The sequence below is a fragment of the Nocardia sp. NPDC102475 genome (assembly GCF_055584605.1).
Genome location: NZ_JBVJLS010000015.1, coordinates 133,118 through 150,949 on the forward strand (window position 1 = coordinate 133,118; position 17,832 = coordinate 150,949).

Consider the following 17,832-nt stretch of genomic DNA (forward strand, 5'->3'; position numbering starts at 1 on the left):
GCGATCGCGGTGCGCGCCACCGGTCGTGGCCGTTCTAGGATTCAGCCATGTCGTTCACTGTTTCCGAACTGACCGGTGACCGGTCCGAACAGTACCGTCAGCTCGTCGCGCAGGCCGAGGCGCTGGTCGCGGGCGAGACCGACCGGATCGCGAATGCCGCGAATCTGGCCGCGCTCGTCTTCCACACGCTCACCGAGGTGAATTGGGTCGGATTCTATTTCTACGACGGACAGGAATTGGTCGTCGGACCTTTCCAGGGCAAACCGGCCTGCGTGCGCATCGCCATCGGCAAGGGTGTCTGCGGTACCGCCGCCGACACCCGGGAAACGCAACTGGTGCCCGACGTGCACGCATTCCCAGGCCATATCGCCTGCGATGGCGATACCCGCTCGGAAATCGTAGTTCCGCTGGTTCGTGACGACATCCTCGTCGGCGTCTTCGATCTCGACAGTCCGCAACCGAACCGCTTCGACGATATCGACAGGAAAGGCCTGGAGTCCATCGCCCAGGCCTTCCTGAATTCGCTCGATTAAGTGACTGTGACGGTGGCGCCCGGCCGCGATACAGCATCGGGCAGCGCCGTCGACAATGACCCGCCGACGCGATACCGTGCACCGCGGTGCTCTTCCGGCAACCGATCCCCTCTGTCGAACAAGGCGTTTCGCAGGGTGCCCGGTGTGTATTCGGTGGCGTAGGCGCAACGTTCGGCAAGCACCGGAACCACATGGCGGACAATATCTTCGAAACTGCCCGGAGTGATGGCGTAGGCCAGGTTGAAGCCGTCCAAGTCGGTTCCGGCGACCCAGTCCTGCAGTTGATCGGCAACCGTGACACCCGAGCCGACGAAAACCGGTCCCATACCGCCGATCCCGGCCCAGCGGCCGATATCGCGGACGGTCCATTCCCGGCCGTCGTCGTCAAATTCCTGGAAGGCGGCCACGGCGGACTGAATGGCATTGCTCTGCACCTGGCCGATGGGATCGTCCAGGTCGTAGCTCGACAGATCGATGCCCATCCAGCCGGACATGAAGACCAGCCCGCCCTCGACGCTGGCGTAGGACAGGTATTCCTCGTGTTTGGTGTGCGCCGCCTCGTCGGTGGTGTCGGTGATGATCGTGGCCAGTGCGTAGATTCGGGCTGAATACCGATCCCGGCCCGCGGCCTCGAGTGCGTCACGGATGCGGGAAACGGTCTGTGCCAGAATCCGTTTCGAAGGTCCCGCGACGAATATCGCCTCCGCGTTCTCCGCGGCGAAGCGCACGCCGCGCGCCGACGCACCGGCCTGGTAGATCACCGGCGTCCGCTGCGGCGACGGCTCCGAGAGATGAATGCCCGGCACCTGATAGTGCGTACCCCGATGGCCGATGTGATGCACCTTCGCCGGGTCGACGTAGATGCCTTGCGCGGCGTCGCGCACCACCGCGTCGTCCTCCCAGGAGCCCTCCCACAGCTTGTACAGGACCTCCAGGTATTCGTCGGCCTGGTTGTAGCGCTCATCGTGGTCGAGCTGGTCGTCCGCCCCGAAATTCCGTGCGGCCGAGGGCAAATAGCCGGTGACCACATTCCAGCCGATGCGTCCGTTGGTGAGGTGATCGAGGGTGGAGAGCCGACGCGCGAACGGATAGGGGTGCTCGAAGCCGGTGCCGGTGGTGATGCCGAACCCGAGATGTTCGGTCACTGCCGCCATTGCCGAGACCAGCAGCAGCGGGTCGGCCACCGGGATCTGGGCGCCCTGACGCAGTGCGGCAATATCGTTGCCGCCGTATACGTCATACGTGCCGAGCACATCGGCGATGAAGATGCCGTCGAAACGCCCCTGCTCCAATAGCTTTGCCAACTCGGTCCAGTAACTCAGTTCCTTGTACCGATGCGATTGGTCGTCGGGATGTCGCCACAGACCGGGTGATTGGTGAGCGACGCAGTTCATATCGAAGGCGTTGAAGCGAATGCGGCGCGTCACTGCTGGTCTCCCGTCGCGGGCTTGCGCTCGCCCGCACTCCAGGCGAACGGCAGTTGGGTGCCGTTCAGCAGATAGTCGCCGATCGCCCTGGCCTTTTGGATGGCCGGATTGTGCACCGAGATGGTGCGGGCATTGCGCCAGTGCCGATCCAGCCGCAGTCGCTCGGAGACGACCGATGCGCCGCCCACCTCGAACAGCAGCGTGGTAGCGGGTAGTACGAGATCGATGACCGCGAGTTGCGCCTGCGCAGCCGCGAGTTCTGCTGCCACGATGGACTGTTCGTCCTGCGCACCGCCCGCGAGCACCTCATCGAGCACATCGGCGACGGCGAGCACGGTGGCTTCGGCAGCGAACGCGGCGGCGGAGAGTCGTCCGATTACCTGCTGCACCAATGGATCCTGGCGTGGCAGATCGGCGGCCGAATGGGTGTAGCCGCGGGTGCGTGCCGCCACCCACTCGCGGGCATCGCGCTCGGCTCGCTTCGCGATTCCGGCAAGCACCGACAACTGGACCAGCTGCAGGTAAGAGGTCGCGTAAGTCGGTCCCGGCGCGCCGTAGCCGGGTCCTAGAATGCGCTCCCGCTCGACCGCGACATCGGCGAATTCCGTTGTGCCGCTTGCGGTCAGCCGCTGACCGAAGCCGTCCCAGTCGTCGTGCTGGCGGACCCCGTCGGCATTCGCGTCGACGAGTACGCCGACCCGCTCACCGTCGCGATCGGCCGCCGCGAGGATGTAGTCCGCGTAGAGCGAACCGGTGCTGTAGTACTTGGTGCCGTTGAGCAGCCACCGATCACCATCCTTCGTAAGCCGCGTGCGGTAGTGGTCGACCGCGCCGACGCCCGGCTCGGTGATCGCATTGCCGACGAGCGCACCCCCGGCCGCGGCGCGCAGCCAATGTGCACGGTGCTCCCCCGCTTCGGCGAGCAAGTGGTCCTCGACGAAGGAAAAGTGCACCCGCAGCGCCTGCGGCAGATTCGATTCGGCGGCGGCCAATTCGATGAGCAACCGGAACAGCTGTCGCACCGTGACGCCGTAGCCGCCGAATTCGACCGGTACCCGCAGCGCACCGAATTTGGCCTCGCGCAGCCAGCCCACCTCCTCGAAGGGCAACCGACGATCGATCTCGCGCTCGACCGCGCTCTGCGCGATGCGGTCGAAGATCGGCCCGAAGATCGCATCCAGGTCGGAGTCGGTGGTGGATTTCGCGTCGATGGATGTCATCACCCCACGATCGCGCGGACCTATCGCCAGCTCACCAGTTATCCGCACTGCGATCGAAACACACTGGTAGGGGTAAGAACCACGCAGATTCCAACCGGTGACAGCACTTGGCGACGCTGGCAGCATCGCGGTTGTCCGTGCCTGAAAACGGCACCCGAACCGGCGAGGAGCAGTTGTCGATGTCACTGTCGTTCCATTGGTTTCTGCCCACCTACGGCGATTCGCGTGGCCTGATCGCCGGTGGCCACGGCACTTCGATGTCCGGTGACCGGCCGGCCTCGCTGCGCTACCTCAACCAAATCGGAGCGGCAGCCGAGGACAACGGTTTCGAGGCGGTCCTCACCCCGACCGGCGCATGGTGCGAGGACGCCTGGCTGACCACCGCCATGCTCGTCGAAACCACCGAGACACTGAAGTTCCTGGTGGCGTTTCGCCCCGGACTGGTCAGCCCGACGCTGGCCGCGCAGATGGCCGGGACCTACCAGCGCCACTCCCGCGGCCGCCTGCTGCTGAATGTGGTGACCGGCGGCGAACCGCACGAACAACAGGCCTACGGCGATTTCCTCGATAAGGAACAGCGCTACGCCCGCACCGCCGAATTCTTGCACGTGGTACGCGAACTGTGGGAGTCCCGCGAGCCGATCAGCTTCGAGGGCACCCACATTCAGATCCGCGACGCCCTGCTCAACAACCATCCGGACCCGATCCCACCCGTCTTCTTCGGCGGCTCCTCCGGACCAGCCGGACCCGTCGCGGCCCGCTATGCCGACACCTACCTCACCTGGGGCGAACCACCCGCCGCGGTGGGCAAGAAACTCGATTGGATCCGCGGTCTCGCCGCCGCCGAAGGCCGAGAACTCAGCTATGGCCTACGCATTCACGTCATCAGCCGGGACACCTCCGAAGAGGCCTGGGCTGTCGCCGATCGACTGCTGTCCGGCCTCGACCCGGCCGAAATCGCCCGCGTGCAAACCAGTCTCGCGCGCAGCGAATCCGAAGGCCAGCGCCGAATGCTGGATCTGCACGGCGGCCGCACCGATCGTCTGGAGATCGCTCCGAATCTCTGGGCGGGCGTCGGTCTGGTCCGCGGCGGGGCGGGCACCGCGCTGGTCGGCTCACACGAAGAGGTCGCCGACCGCCTGATCGAGTACGCCGACCTCGGCATCACCCATTTCATCCTCTCCGGCTACCCGCACATAGAAGAGGCGTACTGGTTCGGCGAGGGTGTCCTGCCCATCCTGGAACGTCGCGGCCGGTGGACGCACCCCCACCGCACCGAATCCGCCCCTGTAGCAACCCCTTTCGCAACCGCGCCGCACTAGTCGCCCATTTCGCGATGCGACCCTCGACTATTCGGGCAAGGTCGCGCGAATAATTGCGCCCGCGAGTTTCCAGCACAGGTTGTGCACGTCCGCGATGCCCGTGTTCATGCCGAGTCCGCCGAGGATGGGAATCGCGTGCACGGCGGGCACGGCGCTCCCAATGCGCCGGGCCGGGCGGTGTCGATGCCCAGCCGCCGGGCGGTGGAAGTCGCTCCGTCGGCGGCGAGCAGCGTGGTTCCCACTGATCCGAGCTCACCGGCGCGGAGGGCATTCGCTCGGGGCGGGCTCGCCGCGCAAACGTCCATCGATCCACCCGATCTCCCCGGGAAAGCCGGTGACCAGGGCGATGACGTGCTCGCCGGGTTCGGTGCGGTGTACCGCGGGGACGCCGCGCGCGCATTGGGCGCGGTAGAGATCGTCGCCGTTTTGCTGCGGGATCCAGATGTCGCCGGCGGCGTGATAGATGTAGAGCGGCGCGCCCGATTTACGGTCGGACAGGCTGAGCCGCCCGAAGATCCGATCAGCGATATCGCTGGTCAGCGGATTACTGATATTGGCAGCGGCGTCGATGGGAACACCGACCACGCCGAGCGGGCCATTGCTGTCACCGCAGGTGTCCTTGATGGGTGAGGTCGCCAACCACTGCGCCAGATGATTCATATAGCCGAGAATCGCCGGATGTTCCCGGCCCATCGCCAGCGCGACTATCAGCAGAATGCCGGATGCGGAGTTGCCGTTGAAGCGGCTGGCGACCATGCGATAGTCGGTCACGAGTCCACCCATGGCCGCCCCGACCACCGCACCGGACAGTTCCGGGGCGTACTCGTCGAGCAGCATCGCGGCTCCATACGATGCGATCGCGCCACCGGAATACCCGGTTATCGCGAAACGGCTGCCCGTGAACTCCGTCGGCACCACATTGCGCACCGCGCGAATGGAATCCAGCACCAGGTGCCCGGCGACCTTCGGTTCGGCGTAGGCCATCCATGGCCCCTCGTGATCGGGAATCAGCACCGCATAGCCGCGGCTGAGGCCCCAGGCTGTGTTCGGCGGAAACAGATCCCCCGCATTGAACTTGCTGTGCAATCCGTGCGCCATCGCGTAGCTCGGCGTGCAGCTGAGCCCGAGCGAATTGATCGGCACCGCGTTCACCAACACCGGCCGATCCCCCGGACCCGTCCATGCGGCGGCGGAAATCACCAAGGTCGCGGTGCCGAATGATGGCACGCCGGAGGCGTCCGTCGTGCGGAACTTCAGCAGGATCGCACGCTGAATCGGCACGATCGCCAGCAGCGCAGAAGTCGCTGTCACATCTCGCGCCTCGACGATATCGCCGGGAGCGAGACGATCGAGCCCATCCGGCCACTCGTCGAACATCCGATCCCCCGACGGCGCGGACCGTACCGCTTGCCACAGCGCCGCCAAGTCCGCGGGCAACACACCCGACGGCGGTGACGCGGCGGGCGGGAACGATGGTGCGGGGATATGGGCATCGATCCACCGCTGCAGGTCGGACGGACCGGGCGACACCGGCACGACCGGGACTTCGGCCGGGTCGGCATGCACGGGCACCGGCCCCACCAGCAGCAAGCAACCCACCATGCTCGCGACGACGACAGCTCGGAGACTCGACATCTGCCACCTCCCGAATTCGACACCGCCCGACGCAGGCCAGACTATGTCGCAGCGGAACAACACCTCGGATCTGTTCGGACTTGTCACGACTGCGCCCGCCCGACACGCTGGCAACACCCAAATTTCCGAAAATCACTGGCGCTCAAGTAAACCTCGAACGGACAACGGCCCTGCCGCCGCATCCGGCCCCCGGTCGTTCTCACAGACGCGGGTCAGCCGCGTATCGTTCTTGGTGCAGTGGTCCGCGATGACCTATGCCCCGGCACTAGGAAGCTCATGGACATCGTAAGAGCGCCGCAGCCGCAATACCGGCAGGCACGCTTCGCCGATATCGAAGATATCGCGGCCATCGAGGCCGAGGTATTCGCCGAGCCGTATCTGTTTCTGATGCTGCGACAGCTGTACGACCTGCACGGATCCGACTGGCTGGTCGCCGAGCTGGACGGCAGGGTGATCGGCTACGCGCTGACACTCCACAAGGCGGGCCGGGCCCTCCTGTTCACATTCGCGGTGCTCCAGCAGCACCAGGGCAAAGGCTACGGTCGCGCCCTGCTCGACCACATGCTGCAGCAGTGCCGGGCAGATGGGGCCGACGTGGTCTACCTGACGGTGCGCCCCGACAACCAGCCCGCGGCGGCCTTGTTCAAGCAGGCCGGGTTCGAATTCGTCGAACATGACGACCAGTATTTCGGGCCGGGTGAACCTCGAGGCATATTCGAGTACCGATTGCGGAGCCGACACCTGGACTCCTGAGCCGCGGAATCAGCTGTCGAGCCATTGTTCGGTGGCGCCTGGCGATGCCATCGCTGATTGCAGCCGTCGACGCGGGATCGGAATTTGTTGCGACCCAATGCCATTGAGCCATCGATGCCGCGTCGAAAGTGCTCCGTCCAGGTTTGACACATCAACATCAGAATTTGCTCAAATCTCAACTAGAACCTGTTACAGTCTGCCGACTCGAGGCACTCTCCTACGCCTCACATCGGAAGGTTTCGCTCATGTACGACCGACGCCCCTCGGCCAACACCGGCGTTCGCCAAGGGATGAATCGCCGGAAATTCTTGGCGGGCACTGCAATTGCGGCCGGGGCAATGGCGCTCAGCCCGGCCGCGTGGACCGCCAAGGCGTCGGCGGCACCCATCGGCAACGGGGATCACGTGCCGAATCTGATCATCGGCAGCGGCTACGGCGGCGCGGTCGCCGCGCTGCGCTTGTGTCAGGCGGGCAAGCAGGTGGCGATGATCGAGATGGGCCAGAACTGGACCACACCCGGTTCGGACGGAAAAGTCTTCTGCACCATGCTCGATCCGGACGAGCGCTCGTATTGGTTCCGGACCAGGACCGAGCAGCCGGTCAACCATTTCGTCGGCGCGGATATCAACCGAGACATCAGCCCGAGCGACGCCGGTGTGCTCGATTCGGAGCATTTCGCGGCGACGCGGGTGTATCAGGGCCGCGGGGTGGGCGGCGGCTCGCTGGTCAACGGCGGTATGGCTCCACTGCCGAAACAGGACTACTTCCAACAGATTCTGCCATCGGTCGACGCGACGACGATGTACTCCACCTACTTTCCCCGGGCGCAGGCCGCGCTCGGGGTCAACAATGTCGACTCGGCCTGGTTCGAATCCGCGGAATGCTACAAATACGCGCGGGTCAGTCGCACAACCGCCAATAACGCAGGCTACACAACAACATTCGTGCCCAATGTCTACGACTTCAGCTATATGCAGAAGGAGCAGGCGAATACCGTCACCCGCTCGGCGCTGGGCGGTGAGGTGATCTATGGCAACAACTATGGAAAGCGCTCACTCGACAAGACCTATCTCGCCGTAGCCGCCGCAACCGGCAACCTGAGCATCTCCCCGCTGCACAAGGTCACCAGCGTGACACCGGCCGCGAGCGGCTACACGGTGGTCATCACGCAGATCGACGTGCTCGGCAATACGGTGGCGACCAAGACCGTCACCGCGGACAAGGTCTTCTTCGCGGCGGGTAGCGTCGGCACCAGCAAGCTGCTCGTCACGTTGAAGGCGCTGGGCAAGCTGCCCAACCTCGCCGATTCAGTCGGCGCCGGCTGGGGCAATAACGGCAATGTGATGGTCGGCCGGGCCGGACTGGATTTGACCGGCGCGCTGCAATCCGCGATTCCCTGCATGGGCATCGACAACTGGGCCGATGCGAACGGTCCGGTATTCGCCGAAATCGCCCCGTTCCCAACGAGTACCGAGAACGGCGTGAACCTCTATCTGGCGATCACCAGGAACCCCAACCGCGCCAAGTTCACCTACAACTCGTCCACCGGCGGGGTGGACCTATCCTGGCAGGCCTCCTACACCCAACCCTCGATCGATGCGGCGAAACGCGTATTCGATGCCATCAATTCCAAGGCGGGCACGATTTACCGGACCGATCTGTTCGGCGTCTACAAGGTCTGGGGCGACGACTTCGTCTACCACCCCCTCGGCGGCTGCGTGCTCGGACAGGCCACCGATAACTACGGCCGCCTCAACGGATACTCCGGGCTCTACGTCATCGACGGATCGCTGATTCCGGGCAACACCGGCGTCAATCCATTCCTGACGATTACCGGCCTCGCGGAACGCAATATCGAAAAGATCATCGCCACCGACCTGGCATGACGCTCGGCCGGTCCGTGCGGGGTCGGTCAGCCTTCCCCGTCCGGATCGGGCCATGCGTCATCGATCGGCCAGCCCGCGGCCTGCAAATGCGCTCGGACGCGGGCGATATCGGATTCCAGTGGCATCTCATTGGTCAGTTTGGTGATGAGCACGCCGACATCGACCCGATCGGCCGGTATGGCGCCCTGCTCGATCAGCGCGTCCGCGACCTGCCGCACATCCGCTTCGGGCAGTCGCCGCGAGAGCAGGGCCAGCAACGGCACATAGTCCGGATCCGGCACGCCGTGCGGATATCCGGCGCGCAGCCACGCGACGATTCTGGTGAGGAGATCGGATAGAGCCATAGGAGGTATCAGACGTCGGAGGGGTGTGCCAACGGCCACCCCACGGCGGCGAGCCGGGCCGCGACCCGATTCACATCATCCTCGCCCGGCTTCTCGTGCGCGAGTTTGCCGATTGCGTCCTGGACCTGCCCACGGTCGATCACGCCATCGGTATCCGCTGCGATCAATCCGATCTGCCCCCAACGGAACCCGTCGTTGACCTTCTTCTCGACCGATCGACGCGTCAGCCGGTAGACCAGGAAGGTGCCGAGCCCGGCCACGAGCGCGGCAACGAACGGCGCCAACAGCGCGGGCACCAGGATCTTGCTGATCAGACCCGTCTTCTCATTCCCGGTCCAGATCACCCCACTGGTGCCGAGCGCAGCCACCGCCGCACCGATGAGACCGCCGAACAGCGCATGCGAGGAACTCGACGGAATACCGAACAGCCAGGTGAACAGATTCCAGAGAATCCCACCGACCAGACCGGCGAACACAATGTGCAGCAACTCCATGTGGTGCACATTGCTGATATTCAGCAGCCCACCCGACACCGTCTTGGCAACCTCGACCGACAGGAAGGCTCCGACCAGGTTGAGTACGGCAGACATACCGACCGCTACCCGTGGACTGAGCGCACCAGTAGCGATCGAAGTCGCCATGGCATTGGCGGTATCGTGAAACCCGTTGGTGAAATCGAACGCCAACGCGGTCACTATCACGATCAAAAGCACGATCAGTTCAGCGCTCACCCAGCCATTTTCATGCGCACGCAGGCCGTCTGCTACAGCAGGGCGATCTGTTCACCCACTATTTGGCCGACCACAAGAAGCCGGACAGGTGCCACCACCGGTCGGGCCGTCGGCGGGTGCGCGATCACGACGACGGGTTCACCTACCTCGACGGGCCGGACGACAGGTGCCGTGCGCCATCCTCGAAGCCACCGCTGCGCCCGACTCGACAGCGATCTGCCCGAAACGCTGAGCCTGATGTACTTCCTGAGCCGAAAGCACAAGGGTCGGGCGAGCACTGGTGGATGCGCGTGGGCACCAAGGACTCCGACACCGCCCTCACCGTGCTCGGCAACCTCGCCGCCGCCTGCGAGAACCTCGGCGCCAACGTCAATGCCGCGATGTGCTGGGACGCAGGCCACGGAGCAAACCAGGACGCCGCCGATTTCATCGCCTGGATCGGCCAAACCACCGGATACCGCAGGTGACTTCGACGCTCAGCTGCGGCCGCAGTGCGACCAAATCGCCACGGTCGCAGCGAAAGTCGCCGCTACGGCGCCCCAACATTGCCAGGCGATCGGCGAGGGCCGGCTCCACAGCCGACCACACGTGCGGTGGCCGAATCGCCTACTCCGCTGGGAGTTCCGGTGTGTCGGTCGAAGCGATGCTCAGCGCCAAAGCCGAACTGCGACGCGCACGCCGACACCATGCAGCAGCACCCCGGCAACCCTGGGTGGGGCACAGCGGCCCGAGGTGTGACAGCCCTCTTCGGGTGCGGCCGAACGGAATGCGCACATGTGGCTATCGTGTGACGTCGCCCCAGATCAGTCTGGCGAGTTGGTCGCGGTCGGCGGCGTCGAGTTTGGTGCAGGCCCGGTAGATATGGCCTTCGACGGTGCGTACCGAAACGAACAGCCGTTCGGCGATCTGGCGGTTGGACAGCCCGCGCGCGATGAGGGCGGTGATCTCGCGTTCGCGGTCGGTGATCGGCAAGGGGTGGGCAGCGGATGCGATGGCGGGGGTGGTCGCGCCGTCGCACCGGGCGGCGAGGTCCAGGGCGCGGGCCGCGGCTTGGGCGCTGAGCCGGCGTTGGCCCGCATGGTCATGGATCGGTACCGCTTGGGCGGCGGCGTCGGCGGCTGCCAGTAGCAGTCCAGCACTTTCGAATTCGACACTGACCGCGGAAAGCGCGTGTGTGTCGGAGTTTTCGAAGGCGGCGGCGTGGCGGGCGTAGATCGCCACTACCCGCCCTTGCACGCGCTCGGCCAGTGCGGCCAGTCGTGACGCGAGGGTTCGGTCGCCGAATCGGGTGGCGTGGTGCAGGGCTTCGGCTTCCAATGCGTACTGGCCCGCGGTGTGGGCGATGGCTGCTGCCTGGCGGGCGAGTTCGACCGCGGAATGCTGACTGCCGGAGCCTGCCGCCAGCCATGCGCGGGCGATCATGCGTTGCGGTTCGTGCAGGGCCAGGTGCGGTCCGGTGTATTCCTCGGCCTCGCCGAGGACCCGTTCGGCTTGCTGGGAGTCGCCCAGCGCCGCATAGGCGCGGGCCAGAATCAGCTGCGCAGGCAATTTCCAGGGTAGTGAGGTTTCGGCGTTGAGTGCGGCGAGAGCTTGTTCGAATGAGGTGATCGCCTCGCGGAAGCGCCCACGATAGGTGGCTACGACACCGCCCGCGATTTTGGCGATCGCCCAGCCGAGAAACTGTGCGGAGGAGGAGAACTCGCTGTATTCGGTGGCCCGCTGCTCGGCGAGGTCGAGTTCGCCGATGATCGTCAGTGACAGCACGTCGCCGTAGCGCACCATGACCCGGATCATGCCGTCGGTGTTTTTCTGCTGCGCCCGGCTGCGGGCCGCGATCGGTGCGAAGTCGGCGCCACGCCCGGCGACCGGCATCGCCAGGCCGAGCGCGAACGCGGCCCAGTCGACAGCTTGTTTCGGGGAACTCGCGTCGACGAGAACACATTCGGCGCCCTGGATGCCGACATCGATTTTGTTCTCGTGTATCGCCATGGTCGCGTTCACGGCGTCGATGATGAGGCGCAGCGCGGGATGCTCGACGCGGTCGCCGAGCAGATCCATTATTTCATGGCTGCGTTCGACATCGCCCACACACCAGAACAGCAGGCTGGCCCGCGGAACACCCCATTGGACGAGTTGAAGTTGATCGAGGCGGTCGGGATCGAAGTCGGCGAGGATCTTGTCGGCTTCCTGCGGTCGGCCCTGCCACAGCAGGGCGCGGGAGAGTACTTCGGCCGCGGGCAGCCCGCCGCCGCGCTCGCATGCGGCGGCCGCGAGGCGTTCGCCCAGCGGCAGATTGGACAGGGCGACAGCGTCTTTGGCGGCGGTGATCAACAGGTCGTTGTCGATGGGCTGGGCGCTGTCGATGCACAGCTGTGCCAGTCTGATGCGATGGGCAGCGGTACTCAGATCCTGCTCGCGCAGCCGCTCGACGATGCGGCCCCGCCGCTTGCGTGCGGCGGCGGTGCCGATTCGGCGGCGCACCACGTCACCGAGCAGCGGGTGGCTGAAGCAGGCGCTGACTGACCAGCCGTCGCGGCTGGTGCGTATCAGGCCGGAGATCTCGGCGGCATCCACGGCGTCCTCGCCCACGAGGTCGGTGAGGATGTCGATGTCGAGTGGCTCATAGAGGGCCAGCATCTTCAAGGTCTCCAAGACCGGCTCGCCCACGCGGGCGAGCCTGCCGTCGAGCAGATCCACCAGCCCGGCGGGCACCGCGGCGGGTCCGCGTAGTTGCCAGACCCCGTTGACTTCGGTCAGGGTGCCCGCCTCGACCGCGCCTTCGACCATATTGCGCAGGAAGAGGGGGTTTCCGCCCGATGACTCCCACATGACGTCGGCGCTGAGGCCTTCCAGGGTGCCGCTCAGGACAGTCTCGACGAGAGCGACGCACTGCCGTTTGGTCAACGGTTCCAATTCGACGCGTTCGAGGTAGCCGTCCTTCCACAGGGAAGTGACCGCATCGGGGACGGGTTCGCCGGAGCGGACGGTGGCCACGATAGGAGCGGCGCGGTCGACGGCGATCTGGTGCAGCAGGGTCGCGGAGAGTTGGTCGAGCAGGTACGCGTCGTCGATGCCGATCACGGTGTTCTGCTGGACGAGTAGGTTTTCCCTGGCCGAGCAGAGCAGTGCGATGGGATCGCGAGACGCGGTCGGGGCGACCCACGGCGCGAATACACCCAGGGGAATAGCCTGGGACGACTCGGTACAAGCCGCCCACCGGACAGGGGTGCCCAGTGCCGAGGTCACGAGTCGGGCCAGGGTGGTCTTGCCGACCCCGGCAGCACCGACGAGTACGACACCGCCGACATCGCCGCTCGTCAACGCCGTGCGGACGGCCTCGTATTCGACGGGACGATCGAGCAGTTGCCAGCGCTCCCCCATGAGCAACAATTCTAGATCTTGCCCGCCGGTGCTGCGACGGGTTTTCGCTGGCGAGCGCGCTGCCCCGGTCCCGATCCGGACTCCTGCCACCGATGGCGCGGGTAGCGCGGTGGTCATTGTGGAAGTTGGTCGGGGGTGGGTTCGAGGCGGGGGGCGTTGTTGACGTTGTGACGGTAGTTGCTGGATGCTTCGTACACGCGCTGCTTGAGCCGGTTGATCGATCCCAGTGGCCGGTGGGCCTCCAGACCGCGCCAGGAATTGAACGACAACACGTCGTCACCGAAGGCGCGCCGTTGCGGGGTGTATGGGTCCTGGCGGTCGAAGCGGATGGTGGCCACCGTCCGGTGCGGTGAGTCGGCTTCGGGCCATTCGACGGTGGCGTCCTCGATCGGCATGGTGTCGAGGTCGGTGCACAGTTGCACGCGCAGTTCGTATTCGGCGCTGTGGCAGGCGAAGAAGTCGACGACCATGTCCTGGTGCGCGTTGATGCCCGCATCGTGGTCCACCGGTTGACCCCCAAGGGCGCTGACTTCCGGTGAAACCGGGGTGTAGAGGATCTTGGCGATGTAGTCGCCGTAGCGCAGGGGTGCCGAGGAATAGAACGTTTCGCCCAGGATGTGGGTGTTGGGCCGTACGAACACGCCCAGGTTGGGTGGCAGGGGCCGTCCGATACGCCGCAGCACGCGCGCGTCGAGCGCGGAAAGGACGGTACTGCCCGTGTGCAGGGCGGGATCGGGCAACCGGGCCAGCAGCCACGCGGTGGGCATGCCCCGGGTGTAGTAGGCGTGGGCGTCGGCGAAGAGGAATTCACGGTGGGTGACCATGATGAAGTCCTGGGTGGTCGCCTCGTCGCCGGGCAGTGCGCGTGGCCCGTCCACGCCGAGCACCTTGATTCCCAGCCCGCGCACGCCGCGCAGTTGGTCGCTGCGGATTACGCCGGAGGTGCTCGACAGCCGGGCGACGACCGGATAGGTGGCCGGGGCGGCGAACAAGCCCTGTGCCAGTTCGGATGGCAGGCCGGGGTGAACGATGAGTTCGCCGCGCAGGATGCCGTGACTCTTGGCGTGCGCGTCGCGCAGTCCGTGCTTGTGCTTGCGATAGGCGCGTTCGTTGTTGCTGCGCAGCACCGCGATGATCCTATCGATGTCGCGGTCTTCATCGGGCCGCGGCCGTTCGAGGTCGTCGCGGTAGCGAAGATAGGAGCGGGTGGTCGTGCGCGGTGCGGTCAGGTCGGTCATCGCGGTCGTTTCCTTTCCGGCTCACGCAGCGGGCCGACGCTGCGCCACGGAGCGAACGGGTTGGCGACACCGTCGAGCGCGGGCGCCAAAGTGGGAAAGTGACGCAGCAGCACGCTGCGCATGGTGTTGTCGCGAACCCACGCCATGCCGGCCTCGGTGTAGATCTCGGGACGGAAGTCGGTGGTGAAGAACCGGTCACCCGACAACCGCCGCGAGGCCATCAGTACGAACACGCGGAATGCGGTATCGCTGAAACCGAATCCGGATGGTTTGGGCTCGGCGTAGAGACCGACCATGAGATCGACATCTTCCACATCGCCGTAGACCCGCTCGAGTTCACGCGCCCACACCGTGTTGTCGGTCAACTCGTCGAACGAGGTGGCAGGTGGCAGGCGCAGTTGGCGGCGGAACTCGTTGTAGCGCGGTACTCCTCGTTCACGCACCCGCAGGATGTCCACGGTCGCGAGATCCATCAGCGGGTGGCCGGGGCGGGCGAGTTTCTGCAGGTGCACCGGATAGTTGTGCAGGGTCAGCGCACCGGGGTTGGCGCGGCCGAACGAATAGAACAACGCATCCATCGGTGTCTCGGCCAGACGCTCGCGGATGTGGGCGACCCCCAGATCGGGTAACTCGTGCTCGGCGACGACACTGTCGTCGGCCAGGCTGCGGACCACGAAGTCGTCGGGGATGAGGGGATGCATCCGGTACACGGCGACGAATTCCTCGGTCAGTGAATACGGGACGCCGTGGTCATCGGTGGCGGATCCGGGTATGCCGCACAACACTTCGTTGCCGCTGAGGCGACCGAACCGGCGAGCAATCCGCTCCCCGAGGACGCCGAACCAGTTGGCGCGCATGGCTGCGACGGTGGTGGGGTGGGCGATGATGGCCGGTGTCCAGTCGATGGTGTGGATCTTGGCGATCAATGCCGAGTTGACCAGACGGGCGGTGTTGTAGAGCTGCTCGTCGCTCATATCGGGGTAGCGGCGGGCCAGGCGCTCGCAGATCGCGTTGTGTTCACGCATGAACAACGAATGCAACAGAGCGAGTCCGACCCAGGCGTTGGCCGCCGTGCCGGACAGGTCCAGCAGGCCTTCCACATCCAGCGGCGGTAGTCCCAATTCGTCGACCTGGAGTCGCCCTTTCTCCCTGGTCCGTAGGGCTGCGGCGAATTTCGGTGTGCTGCCGTAGATCTGCGAGGCATCCCACCAATGGGATTCCTGGGTCGTGTAAGTCGGGGGGCCGTCAGGTTCGGGGCTGGAGACCGTGGGGGTGCGCGGGACCGTCATGGGCGGCACCGGCCACGGATCCAGATCGGTCAGCGGAATCGTCCAGGGCTCCGTATCGCTGTCACCGTGGCTGAGCCAATCGTGGACCTCGAATTGAATCCAGGCCGCCGCCAGCAGATTCAACGTGGTCGCCGGCTGAAATCGGTCGCGGGTCAACAGATCCCGGCTGATGAGCCGCGGATTGGGTTCCATTATCCGGTCGGAATCTTCCGGGTAGGTGTACTCCAGCGGGATGTTGCGACCGAACCGGCAGCCGACCGAACCCGCGCGGGGCTCGGCGAGAGTGTTGTAGGTCCCGTCGACGGTTCGTGCACGCAAGTGCTCGCCGACAGCAGACCCGTCGGCGGGCAACGGTCCGTCCGGATGAGGACCGGTGTCGAAGAGATTCTCGGCGCGCAGGCGGCTGCGCAAGCCGACCAGGACGGCCAACCCCAGCGGCGTGGGCAACCTGAACCAGCCGACACCGCGATCGAGCGCCTCGGCGACCGCGACCAACAGCCGGGTGACGGGCGGCAGGCGACGCGACGACGGTGGGTCGGTCACCGGCGGTGGGATTGTCGACTTTTCGCTGACCATGACGAACCTCCGCGTGGCTGGCGCGAGCTGCGACGCGCCAAGATCGAATTCGAATGCCAGTCTCCGGGGCGACCGGACACCAGTCGCGAGTAGTCGACTACGCCAAACCCGATCGCCGCAGCAGAAGTGCCGATCCTTCACGACCGCGACACTTTTCTGTAGCTACGCCTACCGCCGGGCGAGCCGTTCGGTTCCGAGCAATCCGGGCTCCTACTCCCCGTGCGCCGCCGACGTCGCGCGGCAGACGCACGCAATCGGGTAGCGGGGTACGCGCGCCGACCGGCCCCGGTTGGACAACGCTGTCTTCGATGGTGCTGCCGGGCAGCGGGAGGCTCCGCGGCAACTGCGAGAAAGGGGCGCTCAGGTGATCACTCCGATCGAAATCAAGATCAACCTCGACGGCGACGTCGCGGAGGCACTGACCCGGCTGGAGTGCACGGGCCGGTCGGCGATCGAGCGTCGCATCTGGTTCGCCGAGCCCCGTCCCAACGGCCTCCACACAGCGCCGACACTGCTGTCGAGCCGAATCGTCATCCGGTTGCGCAGCGGTGAGACCGACGACCTGACCGTCAAACTGCGCCCCTGCCTGCCATCGCAATTGGTCGGCAGATGGACCACCTCCTTCACCGACGACGCACTGCGGTACCGCATCGAAGAAGACTGGAACGCGGAACGCCGCGTCCTGTCCGCCTCGGCAGTCAGTGACCGACCGGCCGGATCCCTGCGCGACGCGACAGTGCTCGGCGCCGACGTCACCACCGTCCTGGACACCGCCCAGCGCCAACTCCTGGTGAGCTGCACCCCTCCGGGGGTAGCAGTCGATCGCCTCCTGGCCTTGGGCCCCATCGCGTCGACGAAGTGGACGAAGGTGCGCGTGGGGGATCTGCACGTCGATGCCGAACGCTGGACCATCGCCGACCTCGACCTGCTCGAGCTGTCCTTGAGAGTCACTCCCGAACACGGTGAGTCACACACCGAGGTACGAAACCGCGCCCTCCACCGGCAGCGCAAATTCGAGGCCGCGGTACGTCGACGTGGTCTGCACATCGCGACCGGCGATACCAAGACCCAGCAGGTGCTCGCCACGTTGAGAGCGCGATCGATCCGGTGATCCCAGCCGGACGCTGCTGAATCCACTGCGGGAGTTGGACAAAATTCGCGGGGATGGAGTAGCTGAATACGCTAGCTCGACATTGCCACTCAGCGGACGATGGCTTTGCGCAGGAACAGAATTCACACCTTCATAAGGAAGCCCGACGGCGATCGGACACTTTCCGGGAATTCGATGCGGCATTCCCATAATGCTCTGTGACCACGACGATGTGGCCGCACCACACCGCCCAAACACCCGCTTACGCCCAGAATCCACACGACCGCGGATTGCGCACGGCCGGACCGCCCCATGTCGACAATTGCGCCTGGTATCAACGAGCGCAATTTTCGATACGGTTCACGAGAGCGCTTTCGGCCTCTGCGTGAACGCATCAGAGGCTCAAC

General features: G+C 65.4%; 15 protein-coding genes. 6 read left to right on the top strand and 9 right to left on the bottom strand.

Going from position 1 to position 17,832, the window contains the following annotated elements:
• Positions 1–47: 47 nt before the first annotated feature.
• Positions 48–533: a GAF domain-containing protein gene (locus ACZ60G_RS26290; RefSeq protein ID WP_465813195.1), complete on the top strand. Its 486-nt coding sequence runs from the start codon at positions 48–50 to the stop codon at positions 531–533.
• Here the strand turns inward: ACZ60G_RS26290 and ACZ60G_RS26295 are convergent.
• Both ACZ60G_RS26295 and ACZ60G_RS26300 read right to left on the bottom strand, forming a co-directional pair.
• The gene (locus ACZ60G_RS26295) at positions 530–1,960 is read right to left on the bottom strand and encodes an LLM class flavin-dependent oxidoreductase (RefSeq protein WP_465813197.1); all 1,431 of its coding nucleotides are present in this window, start codon (positions 1,958–1,960) and stop codon (positions 530–532) included. The genes ACZ60G_RS26290 and ACZ60G_RS26295 overlap by 4 nt on opposite strands.
• The gene (locus ACZ60G_RS26300) at positions 1,957–3,180 is read right to left on the bottom strand and encodes an acyl-CoA dehydrogenase family protein (RefSeq protein WP_465813199.1); all 1,224 of its coding nucleotides are present in this window, start codon (positions 3,178–3,180) and stop codon (positions 1,957–1,959) included. The genes ACZ60G_RS26295 and ACZ60G_RS26300 overlap by 4 nt, the downstream gene beginning before the upstream one ends.
• 179 nt (positions 3,181–3,359) lie before the next feature.
• On the opposite strand from ACZ60G_RS26300, the gene ACZ60G_RS26305 reads away from it, so the two are divergent.
• Positions 3,360–4,502, top strand: a complete 1,143-nt coding sequence (locus ACZ60G_RS26305) for an LLM class flavin-dependent oxidoreductase (protein ID WP_465813201.1) — start codon at positions 3,360–3,362, stop codon at positions 4,500–4,502.
• A gap of 27 nt (positions 4,503–4,529) precedes the next feature.
• On the opposite strand, the gene ACZ60G_RS26310 is transcribed toward ACZ60G_RS26305, so the two are convergent.
• The gene (locus tag ACZ60G_RS26310; RefSeq protein ID WP_465813203.1) at positions 4,530–4,652 is read right to left on the bottom strand and encodes an FAD-dependent monooxygenase; all 123 of its coding nucleotides are present in this window, start codon (positions 4,650–4,652) and stop codon (positions 4,530–4,532) included.
• Between the two features lie 102 nt (positions 4,653–4,754).
• Positions 4,755–6,137, bottom strand: coding sequence for a lipase family protein (locus ACZ60G_RS26315; protein WP_465813205.1), 1,383 nt, complete (start codon positions 6,135–6,137; stop codon positions 4,755–4,757).
• A 276-nt stretch (positions 6,138–6,413) separates the two neighbouring features.
• Between ACZ60G_RS26315 and ACZ60G_RS26320 the strand changes: the two genes are divergently transcribed.
• Both ACZ60G_RS26320 and ACZ60G_RS26325 read left to right on the top strand, forming a co-directional pair.
• Entirely contained in the window at positions 6,414–6,890 is a 477-nt protein-coding gene (locus ACZ60G_RS26320) for a GNAT family N-acetyltransferase (protein ID WP_465813207.1), read from the top strand.
• A 245-nt stretch (positions 6,891–7,135) separates the two neighbouring features.
• Positions 7,136–8,776, top strand: a complete 1,641-nt coding sequence (locus ACZ60G_RS26325) for a GMC oxidoreductase (protein ID WP_465813209.1) — start codon at positions 7,136–7,138, stop codon at positions 8,774–8,776.
• A gap of 26 nt (positions 8,777–8,802) precedes the next feature.
• Here the strand turns inward: ACZ60G_RS26325 and ACZ60G_RS26330 are convergent, their stop codons facing one another.
• Positions 8,803–9,120 carry a DUF3349 domain-containing protein gene (locus ACZ60G_RS26330; RefSeq protein ID WP_465813210.1) on the bottom strand — a complete coding sequence of 106 codons (318 nt, stop codon included), beginning with the start codon at positions 9,118–9,120 and terminating at the stop codon, positions 8,803–8,805.
• An 8-nt stretch (positions 9,121–9,128) separates the two neighbouring features.
• On the bottom strand, positions 9,129–9,851 hold the full coding sequence (locus ACZ60G_RS26335; RefSeq protein ID WP_465813212.1) for an inorganic phosphate transporter: 723 nt from the start codon (positions 9,849–9,851) through the stop codon (positions 9,129–9,131).
• A 290-nt stretch (positions 9,852–10,141) separates the two neighbouring features.
• Between ACZ60G_RS26335 and ACZ60G_RS26340 the strand changes: the two genes are divergently transcribed.
• The gene (locus ACZ60G_RS26340) at positions 10,142–10,318 is read left to right on the top strand and encodes a hypothetical protein (RefSeq protein ID WP_465813214.1); all 177 of its coding nucleotides are present in this window, start codon (positions 10,142–10,144) and stop codon (positions 10,316–10,318) included.
• Between the two features lie 313 nt (positions 10,319–10,631).
• On the opposite strand, the gene ACZ60G_RS26345 is transcribed toward ACZ60G_RS26340, so the two are convergent.
• The 3 genes from ACZ60G_RS26345 to ACZ60G_RS26355 form a co-directional block, all read right to left on the bottom strand.
• Positions 10,632–13,232, bottom strand: a complete 2,601-nt coding sequence (locus tag ACZ60G_RS26345) for a helix-turn-helix transcriptional regulator (RefSeq protein WP_465813216.1) — start codon at positions 13,230–13,232, stop codon at positions 10,632–10,634.
• Positions 13,233–13,345: 113 nt separating this feature from the next.
• Entirely contained in the window at positions 13,346–14,470 is a 1,125-nt protein-coding gene (locus tag ACZ60G_RS26350) for a catalase family protein (protein WP_465813218.1), read from the bottom strand.
• Positions 14,467–16,335 carry a peroxidase family protein gene (locus ACZ60G_RS26355; protein ID WP_465813220.1) on the bottom strand — a complete coding sequence of 623 codons (1,869 nt, stop codon included), beginning with the start codon at positions 16,333–16,335 and terminating at the stop codon, positions 14,467–14,469. Before ACZ60G_RS26355 ends, ACZ60G_RS26350 begins: the two co-directional genes overlap by 4 nt.
• 364 nt (positions 16,336–16,699) lie before the next feature.
• On the opposite strand from ACZ60G_RS26355, the gene ACZ60G_RS26360 reads away from it, so the two are divergent.
• The gene (locus tag ACZ60G_RS26360) at positions 16,700–17,446 is read left to right on the top strand and encodes a hypothetical protein (RefSeq protein WP_465813222.1); all 747 of its coding nucleotides are present in this window, start codon (positions 16,700–16,702) and stop codon (positions 17,444–17,446) included.
• Positions 17,447–17,832: the final 386 nt, after the last annotated feature.

Bases quoted from the DNA above. Each gene is read 5' to 3' on its own strand.
- ACZ60G_RS26330 (WP_465813210.1), bottom strand. From the start codon at position 9,120: ATGGCTCTATCCGATCTCCTCACCAGAATCGTCGCGTGGCTGCGCGCC.
- ACZ60G_RS26315 (WP_465813205.1), bottom strand. From the start codon at position 6,137: ATGTCGAGTCTCCGAGCTGTCGTCGTCGCGAGCATGGTGGGTTGCTTG.
- ACZ60G_RS26300 (WP_465813199.1), bottom strand. From the start codon at position 3,180: ATGACATCCATCGACGCGAAATCCACCACCGACTCCGACCTGGATGCG.
- ACZ60G_RS26350 (WP_465813218.1), bottom strand. From the start codon at position 14,470: ATGACCGACCTGACCGCACCGCGCACGACCACCCGCTCCTATCTTCGC.
- ACZ60G_RS26305 (WP_465813201.1), top strand. From the start codon at position 3,360: ATGTCACTGTCGTTCCATTGGTTTCTGCCCACCTACGGCGATTCGCGT.
- ACZ60G_RS26345 (WP_465813216.1), bottom strand. From the start codon at position 13,232: ATGGGGGAGCGCTGGCAACTGCTCGATCGTCCCGTCGAATACGAGGCC.
- ACZ60G_RS26320 (WP_465813207.1), top strand. From the start codon at position 6,414: ATGGACATCGTAAGAGCGCCGCAGCCGCAATACCGGCAGGCACGCTTC.
- ACZ60G_RS26290 (WP_465813195.1), top strand. From the start codon at position 48: ATGTCGTTCACTGTTTCCGAACTGACCGGTGACCGGTCCGAACAGTAC.
- ACZ60G_RS26355 (WP_465813220.1), bottom strand. From the start codon at position 16,335: ATGGTCAGCGAAAAGTCGACAATCCCACCGCCGGTGACCGACCCACCG.
- ACZ60G_RS26325 (WP_465813209.1), top strand. From the start codon at position 7,136: ATGTACGACCGACGCCCCTCGGCCAACACCGGCGTTCGCCAAGGGATG.